Here is a 20652-nt window from a genome sequence, read left to right as displayed (position 1 = left end):
AATTCAAATAGATGATATATATGAAAGACGAAGGGAGATTACTAAATATGAATCCATTAGTTACGATTAAAATCAAAGATGGGGGAGTAATTAAAGCTGAATTATATCCCGAAATTGCACCTAATACTGTGAATAATTTTATAAGTCTTATAAAGAAAGGCTTTTACAATGGAATAGTATTTCATAGAGTTATTCCAGGATTTATGATACAAGGAGGATGTCCTTTAGGAAATGGAACAGGAGGTCCAGGATATTCTATAAAAGGTGAATTTACAAGTAATGGCTTTAAAAATGATTTAAAACATACCACTGGAGTATTATCTATGGCTAGAACTATGCAGCCTGATTCAGCAGGAAGCCAATTTTTCCTAATGACAGAAAATGCACCTCATTTAGATGGTCAATATGCTGCATTTGGAAAGGTTACAGAGGGTATGGATATAGCTCAAGAAATAGTAAATACTAAAAGAGATTTTAGGGATAAACCTTATGAAGATCAAGTCATTGAGGAAATGACTGTAGAAACTTATGGAGAAGAATATCCAGAACCAGAAAAACTTTAAGCAGTATTATAACGTTTAATATAATAAGTATGTAAAATCATGAAAAACATAATGCATAAAAGCGGGGTTATAGTATGAGTAGAGTAGGCGAAAAAATAAAGAATATAAGAAATAGTATTGGAATGACCCAAAAACAACTAGGCAAAAAGTTAGGGGTAAATGAGAGCTTTGTTAATGAAGTTGAGAATGGTAGAAAAATTATAAATCAAAATTTGATAGATAGAATTTCCAAAGTATTAGGAAAAGATATAAATGATATTACTATGTCTTTTGAGGAACAGGTATTTGAAGAAGAAAAAGATAAAAAGTATTCTGCAGCACCTAAGAAAGAAGCTGTAAAAGATGTTTGGAATGAAGCATTTGGATCAGTGTTGAAAAATATACCTATTTATGGGTACGACTTACAAAAAGCTGTATCCTTCAAACAATTACCTTTAATAAATAATAAAGTAGAAGGACATTCTCAAGATAAAGTGTTCTATTTGCAAATAGAAGATGATGATATGTTAGGATTTAGAATAGCAAAAGGAGACTTAGCTTTTGCATATAGTACACATGAAATTGAAAACAATAGTATATGTTTAATAGAACATGGAAGCAAAAGAGTAATAAGACAAATAAAAAGGTTAGATAACAATAAAGTTCTACTTATCAGTAATAAAGGCAGCTTTAGAACTGAAACTGCAGAAATAAAAGAAATTAACATAATAGCTAAATTAAATAGAGTTGAAATAAAGCTTTAGAAAATTGCACTGCATTAAAAAATGCAGTGCAATTTTTAATTAATAGCCTTTGTAAAAACAATACTGATGTTGTATAATATTTATAATCTTGTGAAATTACTGGATTTACTTAAAGATTGACTCTTCATTAATAATGAAATATAGAACTTTAGTGAATATAATAAGGAGGATTAAAAATGAAAGGAACAGTAATAGCTACGTGGATGAAAACTTGCAGAAAATTATATGGTGATGATAGTGTAAATAAAGCCATGGAACATGTAGGGTGGAGAGCGTCAAAAATTTTTTTGCCAGTAGAAAATGTAGAGGATACAAAGGTTAAAGAAGTTATTGCTGATATAGCTAAAAGTAATAATATAGATATTAAGCATTTATGGCGGGAAATAGGATTAGATAATATAAATGCTTTCTATAAGGATTTTCCAGCATTTTTTCAGCATGAAAATTTATATTCATTTTTAAAATCTATGTTTGATGTACATGTGGTTATGACAAAAAAATTGCCAGGTGCAAAACCTCCTCTAGTATCCATCAAACCAATATCACAAAGAGAAGCTATATTTGAATATAAATCAGAAAGAGGCATGTTTGACTATCTTAAAGGAATGATAGAAGGTAGTGCTAAGTTTTTTAATGAAAAAGTTAAAGTAGATGAGCTTGAAAAGAGTAATAACTATGTAAAATTCAAGTTTACCTTTGAGAAAGATATATACTACAAGAAGGTATATAAGTTTAATAAAATACTTTCTTTAGGATTCATGAAAAGTTTAGGATCAAAAACAGCATTATTTACATTAATAGTTTCTTTAATAACATCTATACCATTGATAGGACTTGATCAAGCCTTTAAGGCTATTATTGTTTCAATTATATCTTCTATAGCAGCATATATAGCTGTATCTCTTCTTATGAAGCCAGCTTTAATTATAGAACAAGATATTAAAAATGTCATAAGTAATAATTATATAGAAGAAGGAGATATAGAAACTAATGATCTATTTGAAGATATTTATAAACTTTTAAAAGAGAATAAAAAAGATATAAGTGCAGATTTTGTAGGATTTAAAGGTGTTACTGATGAGATGAATACTTTTATGAACAATATAAGTGTTATATCAGATTCTATGAATCAAGCATCTAATGAAATATCAGAAGTGGTAGAACAGGTAGCTAGTTCTTCAGTGGATCAAGCAACTAATACAGAAAAAGCTGTTTCTATATTAAATGATAATATACAAGGATTGAAAAATATAGTAAGTAGTGAAAATGGTAATAAATTAGAATTGGAAAAAGCTTTGAATAAAATTAATAATAGTTATGAAAATATCGATGGAACAAGTAAGAATATAATGAGTACTCTTGAAAAGTTTCAGCAGGTCAAGGATAAAGGATTTGAACTTGAGGGAAGGGCAAAAGATATTACAAATATAGTTTCAATAGTATCTGATATTTCTGAACAAACTAATTTGTTAGCGTTAAATGCTTCTATTGAAGCTGCACGTGCTGGAGAATTGGGAAAAGGCTTTGCTGTTGTAGCAGAAGAAGTTAGTGATTTGGCAGAACAGTCTAAAAATGCTGTTGAAGAAATAAACTCCAACCTGGTTAGTTTTTCAGAAGAAATAAAAGCTTTAGCAGAAAAAATAGGATCACAGTACAATGTACTACAAGTAGAAACTAAAAACTTACAAAATGTAAGAGATATAAGTTATGAAGCTACTACTTCAGTGCAAACAGTGTCATCATCTATGATAGAAACTATAGAGCGACTTAATAAGGAAACTGACTCCATAGCAACTATCTATGATACAATAGAATCTTTGGCCGCTATTGCTGAAGAAAATTCAGCTTCTTCTGAGGAAGTAAGTGCTAATGTGGCAAATTATACTAATGAAATTAAAAAACTTATATATAATATTAACCAATTTAGAACAATTACAGAGCATTTTAAAGTAGAATTGAGTAAATATAAAATTTAAAAGTTCTAAACATATTAAAAGGTAATTGTTTTAGTATATAATTGATAAAATGGACAGCTTTTAGATTTTATAAAGCTGTCCATTAAGTTTATACCCCGTTTAAATCAAAATCTGGAATAAAGCTTTTAGAAGCAGTTCCTTCCTCTTGAATAAATGCATTTTTTATACCTAAACTTAGGCAATAGTCTATCATACTATCATAGTGCTTAGAGTTTAAAGGCTTATTAATTTCGGGAAATTTACAAGCGTTATACATAGGAACATATTGATTCATTAGGCTTAAATAAATAGAATCACCAAAAGTACTATATATATAATCTATAATTTTTTTAGAATCAAATAAAAGCCCAGGTAACATTAAGTGTCTTATGATAACTCCTTTTTCAATTAAGCCTTCCTTGTTGAGTTTTATTTTTCCAACTTGGGAGAACATTTCTTTTACTGCATTTGAAGCATGTGCAAAATAGTTTTCAGCATTAGAATATTTTTTCGAATATTTGTTGTTAAAGTATTTAATATCAGGAAGGTACACATCAATATATCCCTTTAGCAATTTTATTGTTTCTATATTTTCATATCCACTGGTATTAAATAAAATAGGAATATTAAGACCTGATGCTTTTGATATTTTTAAAGCTTCTATTATTTGAGGAACATAATGTGTTGGAGTAACTAAATTTATATTATGAGCTCCTCTTTTTTGCTGTTCTAAAAAGATTTCACTTAGCCTTTCTATAGATACTTCTTTACCTACATTTTCAGAACTTATTTCGTGATTCTGACAAAAGACACATTTTAAGTTACAGTTGGAGAAAAATATAGTGCCAGAACCATTTTTCCCTGATATGCAGGGCTCTTCCCAATTATGTAATGATACTTTTGCAATTTTTACATTTTTTCCTGAATTACAATATCCTAATCCACCTTTTAATCTATTTACACCACAGTTCCTGGGACATAATTTACAACTTTCAAGAACTTCTAACATTTTATAACACCTCTATATAATTAAAGTAATTACTATAAAAATTATTATACTTTATATTTTGTTTTATGTGTATGTCTAATGTACAGATTTATTTTTATTTCCCAGGTAAAAGGCTAAACATTGAATTGTAAATATAAAACTTACTACTGCAAAAGCAGGATATAAGATGGATATAAGTTTTACGAATCCAATTTGCGATATAGGTATGGATATAATAATTATTAAAATTATAGCTTTTTTATAAGAAATATTGAATAACTCTTCAAGATTTTTGCTTACGCTATAGATATTAGAAACTTCTGTAGAGAACATTTCCATCCAAATTATGCTTAGCAACATGATTTGAATTATATTTCCAAAGCGATTAGCAATATATAATAATGGTATTTCATATTTAAAAATATAGGGTATGTTTAAAATTAGTAAGGCATTAATTAAAAATGATAGTACTGTTAAACCTATAGAGCCTAGAGCAACACCCAATATTAAAGTTTTTTTGTTTCTTATTTCAGTACTTAGAGGTACAAGTACTCCACAACAGCATAGAATGTTGAAACCTCCATATATAAGAGAAGATAATAGCCAATTATGTTTGTAAGCAGAAATATTTTTTAAATAAGATACATTAATGTCTTTGTAAAATGATACATATAAAATAAATATAGTCACTATAACAATAATTAGAGAAGGTACTATAAAAGAATTTATTTCAATCAGTCCTTTGGTTCCTCTTAAAAGCACAATTACTGATATAAATATCATTATAATTATTCCCACCCATTTTGATACATGAAAGTATTGGTTTAAAAGAGAGCCACTTCCGGCTAAGATTACAGCAGAGGTACTTATAAGAAATATAGTTGTAAACAGGTTAGTAACTTGTCCTAGGAATCCTGGACTAACCAAGGATATAAGTCCATCATAAGAGGTTAATTTATACCTTAAACTTAGTTGTATAACTATATAACCCATTATTATGTAAATGATACAGCATATAAGTATACCTAGAAAGCTTTTGTAACCATAAACTGTGAAAAACTGGCTTATTTCTTGTCCAGAAGCCAAACCAGCGCCAACAATAGTACCTATAAAAACAGCACTTATTTGTAATACTAAAAATAAGTTTTTCATAAATTATTTAAATCCCCCTATACAATTGATTAATGTAAAAAAAGTAAATATCGTTTAAGCAAGCTAAAGAGTCTAGATATAATAGTATATAAGTAAATTTTTAAAATAATGATTTATAAATTAAATTTTTGTTTTGAGGAAAAACTAAAGATAAATCAGTATCTTATAAAAGATAAGGAGGAGAAAATATGAAAAGAAGAAATTTCAAAATTATTAGTAAAATTTTAATAGTAATTATGGTTACAGTTGTTTCAAATACATTGATTGGATGCTCAAAGAGTAAAAAAAATGAGAAAACAGAAAGCAGTAGTAATTTTGACATAAAAGCAGCAGGGAATGTGGCAGATACATATATGAAGTATTTAATGAAGGATGATTTAGAAAATAGCAAAAAGCTTTATTCTAAGGAGCTTTCAAAAAGTCCTTCATCACAGGAAAATAAAAATTTGAAAATACTAGGCTATAATGTATCAGAAACTAATGAAGTAGGTAAAGCTGGTCTATTTAAAGTAAAAGTATCAAGGTCAGATTTAACTAGTAGTTATGCTTCTTTAGATGAATATTCTATAAGAATAGCCAAGGAAGATAATGATTATAAAATAAAAGAAACAAATAATGTGGTTCAAAAGGAAGTGTTTGGTGGGGGTGAACAAATAAGAGTAAAAAATAAAAATAATGCCAATACAAATTTAGTTGTAGATATGGAGGGCCTTCCTAATTATGTATTTTCTAAAGATGATAAAAGAAATGTAGATAAGATAAAGGTGCCTAAAACCAAATTTGGAATTATGAATTTAGGATATAGTGGAGAAAGTTTAGCCATATCCAGTTATGATAAAGATGTTTTTGTGGGTGTAATAAAAATGGATGAAAGCTTGGCAGTGCAAGGTGGAGATAACAAAGATGAAGAACAAAAGGGAGGTGGGAAGGACAAACAAAGTCAAGGTGGTGCTATGGGTAAAGAAAAACCTATAGGAAAGGAAATTACAGCAATAGATATATTAAAGAATTGTAAAGTAGAAGTTATAAATTTTTCACCAGAAGAAAAATTTATAACAGTACAGTATGCAAAATCACCTTCAGGTAGATGTATAAGAGTTTATAAAATAGATGGAGGAGATATTATACCTTTTAAATTTGAAGAAAAATATCCATTAGATAAAGTAGATGTAGTATTTTCTTCCTATGATAAGGAAAGTTTAAATTTTGATGTTGTACCTAAAGTAGAAGGGGATAAATCAGCTTCAGATGTAATAGGTAAATGGCAATTAAGTTTGAAAGATTTTAAAGCAAAGAAAATGTGATATAATTAAATAAAAAACAGTTATGGAGAAAAATATGCAGTGGGCAGATAAAAGATATTATAGTTTAAATTATTTTTTAAGGAATAAATTTGATTGCAAGGTTTTTAAAATATCAATAGATGCAGGCTTTTCCTGTCCAAATAGAGATGGGAAAGTAAGTACTGGTGGATGTGTATTTTGCAGCGAAAGAGGTTCTGGAGATTTTGCTGGAAATAGACGTTTTTCTATAAAACATCAATTTCAAGATATAAAGCAAATCATGAGTAAAAAGTGGAAAAACGGAAAATATATAGCTTATTTTCAGGCTTATACTAATACATATGCACCTGTAGAAGTATTAAAAGAAAAGTATAATGAAGCAATAAATGAAGAAGATGTAGTAGGATTGGCTATAGCTACAAGACCTGACTGTCTTAGTGAAGAAGTTTTAGACCTTTTGGAAGAGTTTAATAAAAAAATTTATACTTGGGTGGAATTGGGACTTCAGACTTCTAATGAAAATACTGCGTCAAAAATAAACAGAGGATATAAACTTAATGTATTTGAAGAAGCTGTTAGAAATTTGAGAAAAAGAAATATTGATGTAGTAACCCATGTTATATTTGGATTACCAGGAGAAACAAGCAAGGATATGCTAAATACAGTAAAATATGTTTGTGCACAAGATATACAAGGTGTTAAATATCACCTTTTACATCTTATGAAAAATACACCTCTTGAAGACCTTTATAATAGAGGAGAACTTAGATTTTTAGAATATGAAGAGTATATAGCTATAATATGTTCTGCTATATCAATTACGCGACCTGATATAGTTATTCATAGGCTTACAGGTGATGCTCCAAGAAATCTCCTTATAGGACCTATGTGGAGTTTGAAAAAATGGGAAGTTTTAAATGCTATAGATAAAACGTTACAGGAAAGAGGAATATATCAGGGGTGCAAATATCAAATTGAGGATAATAAAGCTTTATAAATGATTTAAATGTAATAAAGAGTATTAAACTTTTGTGAAAGGTTTAATGCTTTTTATTAATTAAAGAAAACAAAAGTTTGATGGGGGAATTTAAAATGAAAATTGATTTAATAATTTCTGCAGATGATATAAAAAAAGATAAAGTGCAGGGTAAGGCTGTAGTAGTTATAGATATGCTAAGAGCTACATCAGTAATAACAACAGCAATAAATAATGGTTGCAACAGTGTGATACCTGTGCTCACAATAGAAGAGGCTCTAAAAATAAGTAATGAGGATAGGGATAAATATATACTTGGAGGAGAAAGAAAAGCACTTAAAATAGAGGGCTTTGATTGTGCTAATTCGCCTTTAGAATATAAAGAAGACTTAGTTAAAGATAAAATTTTAGTTATGACTACTAGTAATGGGACAAGAGCAATTAAAGGAAGCATAGGTGCTAAAAATATCTTAATAGGTGCGTTAATAAATGCTAAAGCTGTAGCAAATAAGCTTCTTGAGCTGGATGCTGATGTGCAGATAGTAAATGCAGGAACTTATGGTCAGTTTTCCATAGATGATTTTATATGTTCAGGATATATTATTGATTGCTTATTAAAAATGTCAACAGATATAGAACTTACAGATATAGCGAAAACTTCTCACTATATTTATACTGAAAATAAGGATATAACTAGTTTTATACATTATGCAAGTCATTATAAAAGAATTAAGGAATTAAATTTAGAAGATGACTTAAAATATTGTTGCACTAAAGATATAATTGACGTTGTACCTGAATATAGAAATGGCGTTATAAAAGTTTTCGATGAAATGTATAAGGAAAAAACTGTGGTTTAAGAGAAGCTATTGTCTCACATGATAAGCAAATTGCAAAGCAATTTGCTTATTGTATGAAGTTATTTTATACAACTTGGAATATATAAAACTTTAAGTAATAAGATTCATCAGAATTCCAAAGTATTGGATGGTCTGAGGCTTGTGTTCTGAATTCCACTTGTCTTAACATTCTTCTTGCATCTTTTGCAGCATCTGCAATAGTATCTTTAAAAAGTTCAGGGGCCATAAAATGAGAACATGAACAAGTAACTAAGAAGCCACCTGGTTTTACCATTTTGATACCTCTTAAATTAATTTCTTTATATCCTCTAACAGCACTTTTTATAGTTGATCTTGATTTTGTGAAAGCAGGGGGATCAAGGATAACTACATCATATTGTCTTCCTTCCTTTGCCCATTCATGAAGAACATCAAAAGCATTGTGACATTCGAATCTAACTGTGTCAGATAATTTATTAAGTGCAGCATTTTTAGATGCATCGTCTATAGCAAGCTGTGATATATCAATTCCTAAAACACTTTTAGCACCAGCAACGCCTGCATTTAGAGCAAAAGAACCAGTATGAGTAAAGCAATCTAAAACATCAGCATCTTTACAAATTTTATGTATAGCATGTCGATTTTCTTTTTGATCTAAAAAGAAGCCTGTTTTCTGACCATTTTCTATATCAACATAATATTTAACGCCATTTTCAATAATTTCGAATGTAGTATCAAAAGGTTCTGTTAGGAAGCCTTTTGTTTGTTCCATGCCTTCAAGTTCACGAACTTTTACGTCACTTCTTTCGTAAACACCTTTTGCACCAAAGTCTTCCGTTAACAATTCAACTATAATAGATTTATATTTATCGATTCCAAGAGCCAAAGATTGAATAACATAATAATCTTCATATTTATCAATTATAAGACCAGGTACAAAGTCAGCTTCTCCAAATAGAAATCTGCAGCTTGAAGTGTCTATAATCTTTTCCCTATAATTCCAAGCATTGTGTAGTCTTTTCCTAAAAAAGTCTTTATCTATTTCCTCATTTATGTCTTTAGTCATAATTCTTATTGTGATTTTTGATACATCATTTATATAACCTTTACCTATAAAGTTTCCCTTAAAATTGTATACTTCTACAATATCACCATTTTCATAGGTTCCTTCATAACCCTCTATTTCTGTAGTATATATCCATGGGTGACCATTTTCAGCTTTTCTACCCATACCTTTATATAAATAAAACTTACAAGCCATTAACTTTTTACCTCCCTGATTTTGTTCCTTATGTAGTATACCACAACTGAAAAATTAATAATATACAAAAATGTAACTAAAAATCTTTTGACATAATACACAAGAATAAATTAAACTATTTCTATATGTTTAAATTCGAAAGATTTGAGGAGATGAAAAATGAGTATATTAACTGTTAAAAATTTAAGTCATGGTTTTGGAGATAGAGCCATATTTGAAGATGTATCATTTAGATTATTAAAGGGAGAACATGTAGGACTTATAGGGGCTAATGGAGAAGGTAAGTCAACATTTATGAATATAATTACAGGAAAGCTTATGCCTGATGAAGGAAGTATAGAATGGTCCAATAGAGTTAGGGTTGGATATATGGATCAACATGTACAATTACAAAAAGGACAAACTATAAGGGATGTATTAAAGCAAGCATTTGATTATCTTTTCGATCTTGAAAAAGAAATGATAGAAATAACAGATAAGATGGGAGAGGCATCACCAGAAGAATTAGAAAAGCTTTTAGATCAAATGGGTACTATTCAAGACCTGCTTGATAATAATGGGTTTTATGTTATAGATGTTAAGGTTGAGGAAGTAGCAGGAGGACTTGGACTTAAAGATGTGGGATTAGATAGAGATGTAGCAGATTTAAGTGGAGGTCAAAGGACAAAAGTATTACTTGCAAAATTATTACTTGAAAATCCAGACATATTACTTTTAGACGAGCCTACAAATTACTTGGATGAACAACATATAGAATGGTTGAAAATATATTTACAAAATTATGAGAATGCATTTATTCTTATATCTCATGATATTCCTTTTTTAAATAGTGTAATAAATTTAATATACCACATGGAAAACAAACAGCTTACAAGGTACGTAGGTGACTATGATAATTTCATGAGAGTGCATGAAGCTAATAAAAAGCAGTTAGAGGCAGCTTATGATAGACAGCAGAAGGAAATAGCTAAACTTGAAGATTTTGTCGCTAGAAATAAAGCAAGAGTAGCTACGACTGGAATGGCTAGAGCAAGGCAGAAAAAGTTAGATAAAATAGATAGGATAGAAATTGCTAAAGAAAAAGTAAAACCTGAATTTAACTTTAAAGCAGCTAGAGCTTCTGGAAAAGTTATATTTGAAACTACAGATTTAGTAATAGGTTATGACGAACCTCTTTCAAAACCTTTAAATTTAAGAATGGAGAGAGGAGATAAGATAGCTTTAGTTGGAGCTAATGGGCTAGGTAAAAGTACTTTGCTAAAAAGTTTGTTAGGACAGATAAACCCTATATCAGGTAAAGTTGAATTAGGTGATTATCAGTATATAGGATATTTTGAACAAGAAAGTAAGGAGGCCAATTATAATACTTGTATAGAAGAATTATGGCAAGACTTTCCTTCATTTAGTCAATATGAAGTTAGAGCAGCTTTAGCTAAATGTGGTCTTACAACTAAACATATAGAAAGTAAGATAATGGTTTTAAGTGGTGGAGAGCAAGCAAAGGTAAGATTGTGTAAAATGATAAACAGAGAAACTAATATATTAATATTAGACGAGCCTACAAACCATTTGGATGTAGATGCAAAGGAAGAATTAAAAAAAGCTCTAAAAGAATATAAAGGAAGCATTTTATTGGTATGTCATGAACCAGAATTTTATAGTGATGTGGTTACTGATATTTGGAATTGTGAAGAGTGGACAACTAAGATATATTAATTAGTAAATAGGTTCAATTTATATAACTTTATAAATGCAGAGAGGAGTGTGTCCAATACTCCTCACTTACTTTTTATTTATGTAAGATTTAGTGCTGTTTCAGTTGTCTGCATATCTACTTTATATTGCTCATTTAAATTATAAGCATTGTAATATCTTTTTTTTACCATATAGTTGAAAATTGTTTCATGAGCAATAATAGCATCATTTAGTTGTTCTCTTAATACTGTTCTGACATTTTGCGAAGTTGTTTCAGTTAATGCTATTGAATAGTTTCTAACAGCACTTTTAGCAGATATCAAAAAGTCTGTTGCTATAACTTGATCGCTCATTTTATCCATTCCAGTGAGACTTTCAATTATTGCATTCATAAATCTACCTTCTTTCTATATTAAATTAATATTTAGTAGTTTCCGAATTCATTACGGGAGAATGTGACATTAGTTCACTTAAGTCTTTTATATGCTGTTTTGATTTAGAAATATCATTTTGCAAAATAGACTTTAATTCATCATCACTAATTAATAAAGACATAGTAACTGATTTGGTCAGGCATAGATTTTTTAAGTTTAATAGTTCATGTAATTGCATAGTTTCATTTGGTGTAATTGTTTGTTGATCCATACTTTTTAGGCCTCCTTGGTGAATTATAAAATTTTTATGGTTTGAGTATAACTTTAATACAGTTTTCAGTTTTAGTATCAAAAACTTCATATCCATGAGATGCTTTATTAAGTGGTAATTTATGAGTAACAATATCACTAGGATCAATTTTATTTTCAGCAATTAAATTATAAAGAGTTGTCATATAAGGGATTACTGGTGCCTGACCAGTCCTTATATTAATGTTACGATTTATTATATCTCCAAAAGGAAATCCATTATATCTACCACCGTAAATTCCTGTTACTTGTATCATACCTCCTTTTCTGACTGCTTGAGTAGCTATGATGAAACCACCTAATGCTCCACTTTGAAGCTTTACACCTGTTCCCAAAAATTCTAGAGGTGTCATTTTTCCATCCATTCCTACACAGTCTATAACAATATCAGCACCACCATGAGTAAGCTCTCTTAAATATTCACCAGTGTTATCATGTTGCTCAAAGTTTACTGTTTCAACTTTATTATGTTTTTTAGCATGCTTTAATCGATAATCTATGTAATCTACTGCAATAACTCTTTCTGCACCTTTAAGCCAGCAAAATTTTTGAGCTAAAAGTCCTACTGGACCACATCCAAGTACAATAACTGTATTTCCGCTTTTTACTCCTGCATTTTCTACGCTCCAATAAGCAGTAGCCATAGCATCCGACATTAATACTAATTTTTCATCTTCAATCTCACAATCATCAGGAATACGGAAAGGAGTAAAATTGGCATATGGAACTCTCATATATTCCGCTTGTCCTCCTGGGTATCCTCCAAAGGTATCTGAATATCCAAAAAAACCTCCATTTTCACCGTGTGGGTTGGAGTTATCGCACATTGATGTTAGGCCATGTTTACAGTAAAAACATTCTCCACAGCTTACATTGAAAGGTACCACTACTCTATCTCCTTTTTTTAGCTTTACAACTTCTGGTCCAACTTCTTCAACAATGCCCATAGGTTCATGACCTATAATGTATCCTTGAGGTAGATTAGGAACCATATCATGAAGAAGATGTAAGTCCGATCCACATATGGCTGAGTTTGTAACTTTGATAACGATATCATCGGGCTTTCGAATTTTAGGCGATGGTACCTCTTTGACTTCTACTCTTTTTATACCTTGAAAAGTTACAGCTTTCATTATTTTTTAGTCCTCCTTAATTATTTTTCTGGAGTTGCAAAATTACCAATTCTGCTTGTATTGCCAGGAAATAAATTTAAACCAGCAATTTGAGCAGCTGTTTGTGATGTTTCCAAATCCATTTGAAATTGTTTATCCAGATTAACCGGATTAAGCCATCCTTTATGTATCATGAGGTTGGATAATTTTTCATGCATATTAAGTCCATTATCTAGTTGAGTATGTAAAATAGATCTTACTTCTGGGCTGGCAGCTTCAGTTAATGCAATAGCACAGTTTCTTATTCCACTTTTTACATTTAATAAGAAAGCCATTGACATACTAGCATCAACAAGTTTTGGCATTCCTTCTGCATTTCTAACCTCTAAGTAGTCATTAATCATTTTTTTACCTCCTGTATTTTTATTATAATTAAGGAACTATCTTAATTTTGGAGCCTTCTCATATAAGCTTTGTAAGGTTTTAATATCCATAATAGACTGCTGTACATCGTGTTCTAACAAAGCTTTAAGGTCTTGGTCAAATACTACACCTTCCATGAGTTTAGAAGTAGTCATACAAACGGTTTTAAAATTTAAAATTTCATGTACTTGCATGAATTCATTTGGTGCCAGTTTTTCTTGCCCCATATAATCACCTCCCCGTATAATTTTTATAGTATATAGTGTTCCAACTATAAACATGGATTATACAATGAGATTTAATTGAACATATTTAGTAGAGATAAATTGTATGTTACAATAAATATGTGTAGCCAAAAAATGGAATGTTTTTATAGAAGGTATATTTTAAATAAAATAGAAATGATAGAAAAGTAGAAATTAGAAGAGCTTCATACTTTGCGGAGAATTATTTTCATTTCTAGTAGATTACAAATATGATAATTTTTACTTTGATTACTTATGGGTATCTACCCTCCTTTTAAAATGCAATAAGTTACAACTTTTTAGAAAGCAAGTCACACCAATGGAAATGTTTGTAGGTTGGTAAGCTATCTTATTGTTTTAAGGAGGGCAAATTTTTAGCTTAGTTTTTTATTTTCAAGTTAGTTTACAGCACTGTTAATAAATTTGTCTTTTATCCATCCCCTATTATTAACATTTCTAGTACTTGTAATAGAAATTTCATACCACAATTCATTTTTGATTTTTACACTACATAGTATTTTTACACTAGTATTTTTGGATAATGAGTTAAGTGTTATTGAATTATCCATTGGGCAAATGTATAATTCACAATTATCGTTAACGAATGCTTCAGTAAAATTAGGGGTTATATATTGGGCAATTAAGTTTGAATCTTTATTCCATTTTACTTTCTTTGTTAAATTATTATTCTGTTGCTTTAGTAATAGTATTTGTTTTTTCTGATTGTATATTTGATTAGTAAAATAGTATGCCATAAATAAAGCTCCACCTACAAGAAGCACAAATAGCAAAAGTAACATGAAAAATACTCCCTTCAAAATTTATACATTAATATTATATTCACAGGTTTAATAAATCTACACATTAATATTTATTAGAACAATCTATTCATTACATTTTTATGACTTGTTAATACAACTTGGTGAAATTTATGAAGTAATTTACGATATAAACAAGTGAAATAAGATATCATAATTATTCAAAATTATAGTAAAGGAGTGGTATTATGCAAATAGGTTTTTCATCAAACAATAGTAGGTCAGTGACAAACTTATATAATACTGGTAATACAAGTATAGAGCATAATGTTAATGAAAAAAGGTCAATACACAGAGGGGATACTAGTATTGGGAAAACAAAAAAGAAAAGTCCTTTGGAATTGCTAATGGATCAAAAATCGAAATTAGAGGATAGTAAAAATGCTATTATGGCAGAAGGACTAAAAAAAGGTGAGGATTCATTGTCCATAAAACAAAAAACTGCAGATATTGATAAACAAATTGAAGAAATTGATAACCAAATCAGCAAGCTTCAGTTAGAGGGCAAACAAAAAGCTCTTGGTAAAGATAAAAATAAAAGTTCTAAAGAGCAAAAATTAAATAATAATTGTGAAACTGATTCAAACAAATCGGCTTCTTTAGATGGTATTTTAAATCTTTCTACTGACTTAAATAATTTCCGTAATTTATCCAATATAAGAAATAGCATAAAAGGTAATATAAAAGAACTAAAAGCCGATATAGATTATGATATAAATTTTAGACATATTGATCCTATTTTTAGCAAAAAACAATTAAATAAAATGGAAGATGGTATGAAAAATCTAGAAGAAAAAGTTAATGAATCTCTTAAAGATATAAACAATAAAAGCAAAGAAAATGCAAAAAATCAAAATCCAAAGGCTAATATACCTATAACTAAAAAAATTCAACAAATAAATAGTGGTTCTAATTCAAAAGATGAGAATAAAATATTTATAGAACAGTGCAAAGGTGAGCAAAATGTTAAAAATTATATAGTGAATATTGAAGATAAATTTGAAAGTAGTGGTGGAAATATTAACAATATAGCTTAAAAATTGTCTCTATGCGTATTAAACTTGTGGAAAGTTTAACCACAGGTTTAATACATGTTATAATTGGTATGAGGTGGTTTAATGCTAAAAATAGCTATTTGTGAGGATGAAATTAATCAAAGGCAAGGAATAGTTAATATAATAGAAAAATATTTAAGTTTAGCACGAAAACAGCATGAGATAGTTGAATTTTCTAACGGTGAAGAGTTAATGATATCAGTTTTAGATTTTGATATATATTTTTTAGATATACTCATGAATAAAATTACAGGTATAGATGCTGCAAAAAAAATTAGGTGTGTAAATGAAAAGGCTATTATTATATTTATATCGGGAATTAAAGATTATGTTTTTGAAGCTTTTGATGTAAGAGCTTTTAATTATATTTTAAAACCTATTAATGAAGAAAAATTTAAAAAAGTTTTGTATTCAGCTTTAGAATCAGTTTATAAAAGGGATAAGTTTATAATTGCTAAAACTATTAGTCAAAAAACGAAGATTTTTTTAAAAGATATAATGTATATAGAATCAGAAAAAAGAAAGCTAAAGATACATACAACCTATGATATTATTGAATATTATTATAAACTTTATGACATAGAACAAGAACTTTCTGGAGGTAATTTTTTTAGATGTCATAAAAGCTACATTGTGAATTTTAATTACGTTTATAGTTATGATAATACTTTTATAACTTTAAAAAATTTAGAGAAAATATATGTTTCTAAATATAAATTAAATGATTTCTCTAAAGCATTTATGTATTATTTAAAAAATGAGGGACAATAAATATGGATAAACAACAAATTGTTAAAAGCATAGAAATTTTATCACAATGCTTATCGATAATTTTTTTATATGCAGTGCAATATTACTTTTATAAAAGGTTTTTAGGATTTAAAGTAAAGGTTGAAAAATTCATTATATACATGTTGCTTTTTTCAATTATTAGTTTTTATATTTCGAAATTTCAATCTGAAATATTAACTAAAATGATAAGTGATTTAATTTGGCTATTTATAATATATTTTTTATGTAAAGGAAATTTTATAATTAAACTTTATGCAGTTGCTGTTGAGAATACAATACGATTGCTTATTAGTATGGCTTTTTTAATAATTGATTTTAAAGTACTTCCTATGACTCATAATAAAAATATGTCTTTTAATGAACATATGGTTATTAGCTCATTTAATATTATATTCAGTGATTTTACTAGAGTTATTTTATTATTTATATTTTTAAAGATTATTTGTAATTTATTAAGCTTAAAAGGGAAAAGAATAGACTTATATGAAAGTTTATGTCTATTAATTCCGTGCTTGTCTATTTATAGTTTAGTAGCTATTTTTTATTTTATTCAAGTAATTAAGATTAATAATAAAGAATATTATTTAGCTTATTTGTTTCCGAAAATTTATTACATTTTACCTTGTGCAAGTTTTGCACTTATGATATCAATATTGATTACAGCATATATATTTCAAAAAATGCTTCATGGAAAAGAAGAAATGCAAAAGAATATGCTTATGCAGCAGCAGTTTAATTTACAGTGTAACTACAATAAAAATGTTGAAGGGCTTTATAAAGAAATAAGAAGTGTAATGCATGATATGAATAATCATCTTAACTGCTTAAAAAGTTTAGCTATAAATAATAATATAGAAGAGATGAAAGGATACATTGATAATATAGGACAAACTATGGGTAAGCTTGATTTTAAAATAAAAACAGGAAATCCTGTATCAGATGCAGTCATGAATGAAAAATATAATATAGCTAAAGTTGAAGGAATAAAATTTAATTGTGATTTTATTATGCCTAAGAAAACTTTAGTAGAACCTATGGATTTATGCGTTATTTTAAGTAATGCTTTAGATAATTCAATTGAAGCTTGCAGGAGGATTAATGATACTAGTATTGATAGAAAGATATTTATAAAATCTTATATTAGGCAAGTATATTTAATAATTGAAATTTCTAATACATGTATGGATAAAATTCAGTATGTTGAAGATAAAATTATTACCCAAAAGTTAGATAAACTTAATCATGGTATAGGAATTTCTAATATAGAGGCTACTGTAAAAAAGTATAATGGTATAATCGATATAATACAAGAAAAGAATAAGTTTGTTGTTAATCTTATGCTAAAGATAAAATGAACATGTGTAAATAAATTATCCTAATGTAGTAGCATCTATGTGTGTTTGATAAAAGATCCCAAATTTATTTTTATGCAAAAAACTGTCACACTAATTATTTTAGTGTGACAGCCACTTAATTTTAGACAACTTTATTTAATTCATCATATCTAGAGATATAAATATCGGCTAAATTAATTATATCTTTTTTCTGATATTCGGAATAAAGATCATGGACACCTACTACTTTCATTCCTGCGCTTTTAGCACCTTTTACGGCAGGTAATATATCTTCAAACACTACACATTGATCAGGTTTTAAGTTTAACTTTTGTGCAGCTAATAAGTATACATCAGGAAAATCTTTACCACGCTGAACTTCATCTGTAGTTGTTATACAATCAAAAAAGTTATAGATATTATTTTTTTTAAGAGCAGCCTCTATAAGAAGGTTACAATTACTTGTAGCTAAAGCCATTTTTACATTTTTTGATTTTAATAATGATAAAAATTCTCTTGCGCCAGGTTTTAAAGTAACATCATGAGAATAATGATATAATGCCATGTCATTCCATTCTTTTTGTATTTCCTCTATAGAGTCTGAAATATTAAATTTTTTTTGAAAATAGCAAGCAACCTCTGAAAAACTCATATGTTCAATATCTTGCTTTAAATTTTTAGGTACAGTTAAATTCCTTTTAGCTAAATATTCTTCGTCAATTTTACTCCAAACCCACATAGAATCAATAAGTGTACCATCCATATCAAAAATAGCACCTTTAATGTTTTTTAGCATACAATCACCTCGTATTTCAGTATAGCATACAGCATAATGAAAGTACTATGAAATAAAAAAAGATTAAACTTATTTCTTATTACAAGTTTAACCTTTTGCTCTAAATATTTTAGTTAAATATTAAATTAATCAAAGCTTCTTTCAAATATTTCAATTTTATTTTTAGATTTAAAATCTTCAGCGGAATCAATTCCTATTTTTCTTAGTATATCTTTCATACAAGAACTATCTACAGCTACTTTTATAGAGGAACTTTCAGCAAAAGAGTTTACATGTTCTGTGCCTTTGTCTTTAGAAATAATAGCCTTAGGGCCACCAACACAGCCGCCTATGCAGCCCATACCTTCTATAAAATTAGCAGTTACTTCTCCGGATTGAGCTTTTTCAAGCATATCTTTACATTCTCTTACACCATTGGACTGAACAGCTTTAAATAATTTGTGCTTTTCAGGAAACAATCGTTCAGTGGCATCTGATACAGCAATTGAAACACCACCTGTGCGTGCATAAAGCCTACCTCCTTTTGATGCATACTCGGAGGATAAGTCTTCTTCCATGGTTGAAGGATCTATATTTAATGCTTCAAAAATATCTTTTACTTCAGCAAAAGTAAGTACAAAATCTATATCTCCTAATAAGTCTTTTTCTTTAGCTTCAGCTTTTTTAGCTATACAAGGACCTATAAATACAACTTTGCAGTTTGAATTTATCTTCTTTAAGACCCTACCAGAAGCAATCATAGGTGAAACAGAAGGGGAAACGTGCTTTACCAAGTTACTATAAACTCGTTTAAGCATACCTACCCACATAGGACAACAACAAGAAGTTATCATTAAGTCTTTTTCGTTTTTTACATGATGATCGAATTCTACAGCTTCTTTTAATGTAAGCATGTCAGCGAAAAAAGCAACTTCTATCATATCTGTAAAACCAATTTTTTTAAAGGCAGCTCGTAATTGATTTATAGTAACATTTTCTCCGAATTGTCCAGAAATAGCAGGAGCCACTGCAGCTATAACAGGTGAATTACTTTTTAATAAGTTTACCAAAGGAATAAACTCTACTTTGTCAAGGATTCCACCTGTAGGACAGGCTTCTACACAAAAACCACAATCTGTGCACCTATCATTATCTATGTAAGTGCTTTTACTTTCTTTATCAACAAAAATAGCATTGAAAGGACATGAAGCTTGACAAAGAGGTTTTTGAGATGTATTCACGCAGTCCATAGAACAATGTTTAATTTTATTAACTACTTTATGAGAGATTTCATAAGATGCAATGGCATTCTTTAAATTGCTAATAAAATTAGGACTATAGGGAACACTTGTTCCACAAAGTGAAGAAATAACTTTACAAAGCTCTTCTTTATTTATGTCTTCTTGTGATAAAATCTCTTTTACCTTTTCCTCAAAATTATCAGCATAGTAAGCGCTTACTATGCTTTTAAATAAGTTGCTATATTTTGCTTTCATATTACCATCTCCTTATAGATTCAATAAATAATATTCTAAGCAATATTATAACATAGAATATTGTAGTAATATTACAATTACTTACATTATATGACTAATATAAAATTAAAAATTATTTTTATTATCTCCTTCACCTCTTGTTGGCACAGTGGACATAAAGAATCCCACTAGTATTGATACTGCGGCAGGAGCTATTATATTTAGATAAGATATGAAACGGGTTCTATAGGATATATAAGCAACAATTGAAGTTAAAATTACTGTTGCGACAAAGATATATATAACAAATTTAGCAAAAGAACTAAAAATTTTTTCATATAATCTATGTCTTACAGGACCGCTTATTGCTTTTCTAAACAAGAAATAAGAAGCAAAAATCAAAATAATATCTACTGAAGCTGATATTAAAAAATTTTTCATATAAAAAACACCTCCAACAGGTTATAAGTGTATTATTACCATGT

The 20652-nt window shown here is 28.7% G+C and carries 22 protein-coding genes; 10 read left to right on the top strand and 12 right to left on the bottom strand.

The window, feature by feature from the left end; all coding sequences use genetic code 11:
• The first annotated feature begins 47 nt into the window (after positions 1-47).
• The 3 genes from Q6H37_RS29030 to Q6H37_RS29020 all read left to right on the top strand — a co-directional run bounded on the left by Q6H37_RS29030 (position 48) and on the right by Q6H37_RS29020 (position 3282).
• On the top strand, positions 48-563 hold the full coding sequence (locus tag Q6H37_RS29030) for a peptidylprolyl isomerase (RefSeq protein ID WP_029161117.1): 516 nt from the start codon (positions 48-50) through the stop codon (positions 561-563).
• Positions 564-637: 74 nt separating this feature from the next.
• Positions 638-1306 (top strand): XRE family transcriptional regulator, encoded by a 669-nt coding sequence (locus Q6H37_RS29025; RefSeq protein WP_007059859.1) that lies wholly within the window; start codon positions 638-640, stop codon positions 1304-1306.
• Between the two features lie 176 nt (positions 1307-1482).
• On the top strand, positions 1483-3282 hold the full coding sequence (locus Q6H37_RS29020; protein ID WP_318738544.1) for a heme NO-binding domain-containing protein: 1800 nt from the start codon (positions 1483-1485) through the stop codon (positions 3280-3282).
• A gap of 88 nt (positions 3283-3370) precedes the next feature.
• Here the strand turns inward: Q6H37_RS29020 and Q6H37_RS29015 are convergent, their stop codons facing one another.
• Both Q6H37_RS29015 and Q6H37_RS29010 read right to left on the bottom strand, forming a co-directional pair.
• Entirely contained in the window at positions 3371-4270 is a 900-nt protein-coding gene (locus Q6H37_RS29015) for a radical SAM protein (RefSeq protein ID WP_318738542.1), read from the bottom strand.
• A gap of 75 nt (positions 4271-4345) precedes the next feature.
• Complete coding sequence (locus Q6H37_RS29010; RefSeq protein WP_318738540.1) at positions 4346-5401, bottom strand: transporter; 1056 nt, start codon at positions 5399-5401, stop codon at positions 4346-4348.
• A 188-nt stretch (positions 5402-5589) separates the two neighbouring features.
• Between Q6H37_RS29010 and Q6H37_RS29005 the strand changes: the two genes are divergently transcribed.
• The 3 genes from Q6H37_RS29005 (at position 5590) to Q6H37_RS28995 (ending at position 8520) form a co-directional block, all read left to right on the top strand.
• The gene (locus Q6H37_RS29005) at positions 5590-6705 is read left to right on the top strand and encodes a hypothetical protein (protein ID WP_318738538.1); all 1116 of its coding nucleotides are present in this window, start codon (positions 5590-5592) and stop codon (positions 6703-6705) included.
• A gap of 34 nt (positions 6706-6739) precedes the next feature.
• Complete coding sequence (locus Q6H37_RS29000) at positions 6740-7681, top strand: TIGR01212 family radical SAM protein (protein ID WP_412523895.1); 942 nt, start codon at positions 6740-6742, stop codon at positions 7679-7681.
• Positions 7682-7776: 95 nt separating this feature from the next.
• On the top strand, positions 7777-8520 hold the full coding sequence (locus tag Q6H37_RS28995) for a 2-phosphosulfolactate phosphatase family protein (RefSeq protein ID WP_007059866.1): 744 nt from the start codon (positions 7777-7779) through the stop codon (positions 8518-8520).
• 64 nt (positions 8521-8584) lie between these two features.
• Here Q6H37_RS28995 and Q6H37_RS28990 read toward each other — a convergent pair whose 3' ends face one another.
• A complete protein-coding gene (locus tag Q6H37_RS28990; protein WP_318738533.1) occupies positions 8585-9760 on the bottom strand; it encodes a class I SAM-dependent rRNA methyltransferase in 1176 nt (391 codons plus the stop codon).
• Positions 9761-9919: 159 nt separating this feature from the next.
• On the opposite strand from Q6H37_RS28990, the gene Q6H37_RS28985 reads away from it, so the two are divergent.
• On the top strand, positions 9920-11476 hold the full coding sequence (locus Q6H37_RS28985) for an ABC-F family ATP-binding cassette domain-containing protein (RefSeq protein ID WP_318738532.1): 1557 nt from the start codon (positions 9920-9922) through the stop codon (positions 11474-11476).
• Between the two features lie 77 nt (positions 11477-11553).
• Here Q6H37_RS28985 and Q6H37_RS28980 read toward each other — a convergent pair whose 3' ends face one another.
• From Q6H37_RS28980 to Q6H37_RS28955, 6 genes are all read right to left on the bottom strand, one after another.
• Entirely contained in the window at positions 11554-11847 is a 294-nt protein-coding gene (locus Q6H37_RS28980; RefSeq protein WP_318738529.1) for a spore coat protein, read from the bottom strand.
• Between the two features lie 25 nt (positions 11848-11872).
• Positions 11873-12100 (bottom strand): spore coat protein, encoded by a 228-nt coding sequence (locus Q6H37_RS28975; RefSeq protein ID WP_318738528.1) that lies wholly within the window; start codon positions 12098-12100, stop codon positions 11873-11875.
• Between the two features lie 34 nt (positions 12101-12134).
• Positions 12135-13271 (bottom strand): zinc-dependent alcohol dehydrogenase, encoded by a 1137-nt coding sequence (locus tag Q6H37_RS28970; RefSeq protein ID WP_318738526.1) that lies wholly within the window; start codon positions 13269-13271, stop codon positions 12135-12137.
• 20 nt (positions 13272-13291) lie between these two features.
• Complete coding sequence (locus Q6H37_RS28965; RefSeq protein WP_318738525.1) at positions 13292-13654, bottom strand: spore coat protein; 363 nt, start codon at positions 13652-13654, stop codon at positions 13292-13294.
• A gap of 36 nt (positions 13655-13690) precedes the next feature.
• Complete coding sequence (locus tag Q6H37_RS28960; protein ID WP_318738523.1) at positions 13691-13900, bottom strand: spore coat protein; 210 nt, start codon at positions 13898-13900, stop codon at positions 13691-13693.
• A 416-nt stretch (positions 13901-14316) separates the two neighbouring features.
• Positions 14317-14718: a hypothetical protein gene (locus Q6H37_RS28955; RefSeq protein ID WP_318738522.1), complete on the bottom strand. Its 402-nt coding sequence runs from the start codon at positions 14716-14718 to the stop codon at positions 14317-14319.
• Positions 14719-14924: 206 nt separating this feature from the next.
• On the opposite strand from Q6H37_RS28955, the gene Q6H37_RS28950 reads away from it, so the two are divergent.
• From Q6H37_RS28950 to Q6H37_RS28940, 3 genes are all read left to right on the top strand, one after another.
• Positions 14925-15773 carry a hypothetical protein gene (locus tag Q6H37_RS28950; protein WP_318738521.1) on the top strand — a complete coding sequence of 283 codons (849 nt, stop codon included), beginning with the start codon at positions 14925-14927 and terminating at the stop codon, positions 15771-15773.
• A gap of 81 nt (positions 15774-15854) precedes the next feature.
• On the top strand, positions 15855-16562 hold the full coding sequence (locus Q6H37_RS28945; RefSeq protein WP_318738519.1) for a LytTR family DNA-binding domain-containing protein: 708 nt from the start codon (positions 15855-15857) through the stop codon (positions 16560-16562).
• A 2-nt stretch (positions 16563-16564) separates the two neighbouring features.
• Complete coding sequence (locus Q6H37_RS28940; protein WP_318738517.1) at positions 16565-17938, top strand: sensor histidine kinase; 1374 nt, start codon at positions 16565-16567, stop codon at positions 17936-17938.
• A 121-nt stretch (positions 17939-18059) separates the two neighbouring features.
• Here Q6H37_RS28940 and Q6H37_RS28935 read toward each other — a convergent pair whose 3' ends face one another.
• The 3 genes from Q6H37_RS28935 to Q6H37_RS28925 all read right to left on the bottom strand — a co-directional run bounded on the left by Q6H37_RS28935 (position 18060) and on the right by Q6H37_RS28925 (position 20608).
• The gene (locus Q6H37_RS28935; RefSeq protein WP_318738515.1) at positions 18060-18713 is read right to left on the bottom strand and encodes an HAD family phosphatase; all 654 of its coding nucleotides are present in this window, start codon (positions 18711-18713) and stop codon (positions 18060-18062) included.
• A gap of 125 nt (positions 18714-18838) precedes the next feature.
• Positions 18839-20188, bottom strand: a complete 1350-nt coding sequence (locus Q6H37_RS28930; protein ID WP_318738513.1) for a [Fe-Fe] hydrogenase large subunit C-terminal domain-containing protein — start codon at positions 20186-20188, stop codon at positions 18839-18841.
• A 105-nt stretch (positions 20189-20293) separates the two neighbouring features.
• Positions 20294-20608 (bottom strand): hypothetical protein, encoded by a 315-nt coding sequence (locus Q6H37_RS28925; RefSeq protein ID WP_318738511.1) that lies wholly within the window; start codon positions 20606-20608, stop codon positions 20294-20296.
• Between the last annotated feature and the right edge of the window lie 44 nt (positions 20609-20652).

This window comes from Clostridium sp. JS66, assembly GCF_033561535.1.
Classification (GTDB): domain Bacteria; phylum Bacillota; class Clostridia; order Clostridiales; family Clostridiaceae; genus Clostridium_AM; species Clostridium_AM carboxidivorans.
Note: the sequence above shows the minus strand (reverse complement) of the source record. Positions and strands in the feature narration are given on the sequence as shown.

Coding starts and splice junctions, on each gene's coding strand:
- Q6H37_RS29025 (WP_007059859.1), top strand. CDS start 638: ATGAGTAGAGTAGGCGAAAAAATAAAGAATATAAGAAATAGTATTGGA.
- Q6H37_RS28980 (WP_318738529.1), bottom strand. CDS start 11,847: ATGAATGCAATAATTGAAAGTCTCACTGGAATGGATAAAATGAGCGAT.
- Q6H37_RS29000 (WP_412523895.1), top strand. CDS start 6,740: ATGCAGTGGGCAGATAAAAGATATTATAGTTTAAATTATTTTTTAAGG.
- Q6H37_RS28945 (WP_318738519.1), top strand. CDS start 15,855: ATGCTAAAAATAGCTATTTGTGAGGATGAAATTAATCAAAGGCAAGGA.
- Q6H37_RS29030 (WP_029161117.1), top strand. CDS start 48: ATGAATCCATTAGTTACGATTAAAATCAAAGATGGGGGAGTAATTAAA.
- Q6H37_RS28965 (WP_318738525.1), bottom strand. CDS start 13,654: ATGATTAATGACTACTTAGAGGTTAGAAATGCAGAAGGAATGCCAAAA.
- Q6H37_RS28995 (WP_007059866.1), top strand. CDS start 7,777: ATGAAAATTGATTTAATAATTTCTGCAGATGATATAAAAAAAGATAAA.
- Q6H37_RS29015 (WP_318738542.1), bottom strand. CDS start 4,270: ATGTTAGAAGTTCTTGAAAGTTGTAAATTATGTCCCAGGAACTGTGGT.
- Q6H37_RS28985 (WP_318738532.1), top strand. CDS start 9,920: ATGAGTATATTAACTGTTAAAAATTTAAGTCATGGTTTTGGAGATAGA.
- Q6H37_RS28925 (WP_318738511.1), bottom strand. CDS start 20,608: ATGAAAAATTTTTTAATATCAGCTTCAGTAGATATTATTTTGATTTTT.
- Q6H37_RS28950 (WP_318738521.1), top strand. CDS start 14,925: ATGCAAATAGGTTTTTCATCAAACAATAGTAGGTCAGTGACAAACTTA.
- Q6H37_RS29020 (WP_318738544.1), top strand. CDS start 1,483: ATGAAAGGAACAGTAATAGCTACGTGGATGAAAACTTGCAGAAAATTA.
- Q6H37_RS28940 (WP_318738517.1), top strand. CDS start 16,565: ATGGATAAACAACAAATTGTTAAAAGCATAGAAATTTTATCACAATGC.
- Q6H37_RS29010 (WP_318738540.1), bottom strand. CDS start 5,401: ATGAAAAACTTATTTTTAGTATTACAAATAAGTGCTGTTTTTATAGGT.
- Q6H37_RS28975 (WP_318738528.1), bottom strand. CDS start 12,100: ATGGATCAACAAACAATTACACCAAATGAAACTATGCAATTACATGAA.
- Q6H37_RS28955 (WP_318738522.1), bottom strand. CDS start 14,718: ATGTTACTTTTGCTATTTGTGCTTCTTGTAGGTGGAGCTTTATTTATG.
- Q6H37_RS28990 (WP_318738533.1), bottom strand. CDS start 9,760: ATGGCTTGTAAGTTTTATTTATATAAAGGTATGGGTAGAAAAGCTGAA.
- Q6H37_RS29005 (WP_318738538.1), top strand. CDS start 5,590: ATGAAAAGAAGAAATTTCAAAATTATTAGTAAAATTTTAATAGTAATT.
- Q6H37_RS28930 (WP_318738513.1), bottom strand. CDS start 20,188: ATGAAAGCAAAATATAGCAACTTATTTAAAAGCATAGTAAGCGCTTAC.
- Q6H37_RS28960 (WP_318738523.1), bottom strand. CDS start 13,900: ATGGGGCAAGAAAAACTGGCACCAAATGAATTCATGCAAGTACATGAA.
- Q6H37_RS28970 (WP_318738526.1), bottom strand. CDS start 13,271: ATGAAAGCTGTAACTTTTCAAGGTATAAAAAGAGTAGAAGTCAAAGAG.
- Q6H37_RS28935 (WP_318738515.1), bottom strand. CDS start 18,713: ATGCTAAAAAACATTAAAGGTGCTATTTTTGATATGGATGGTACACTT.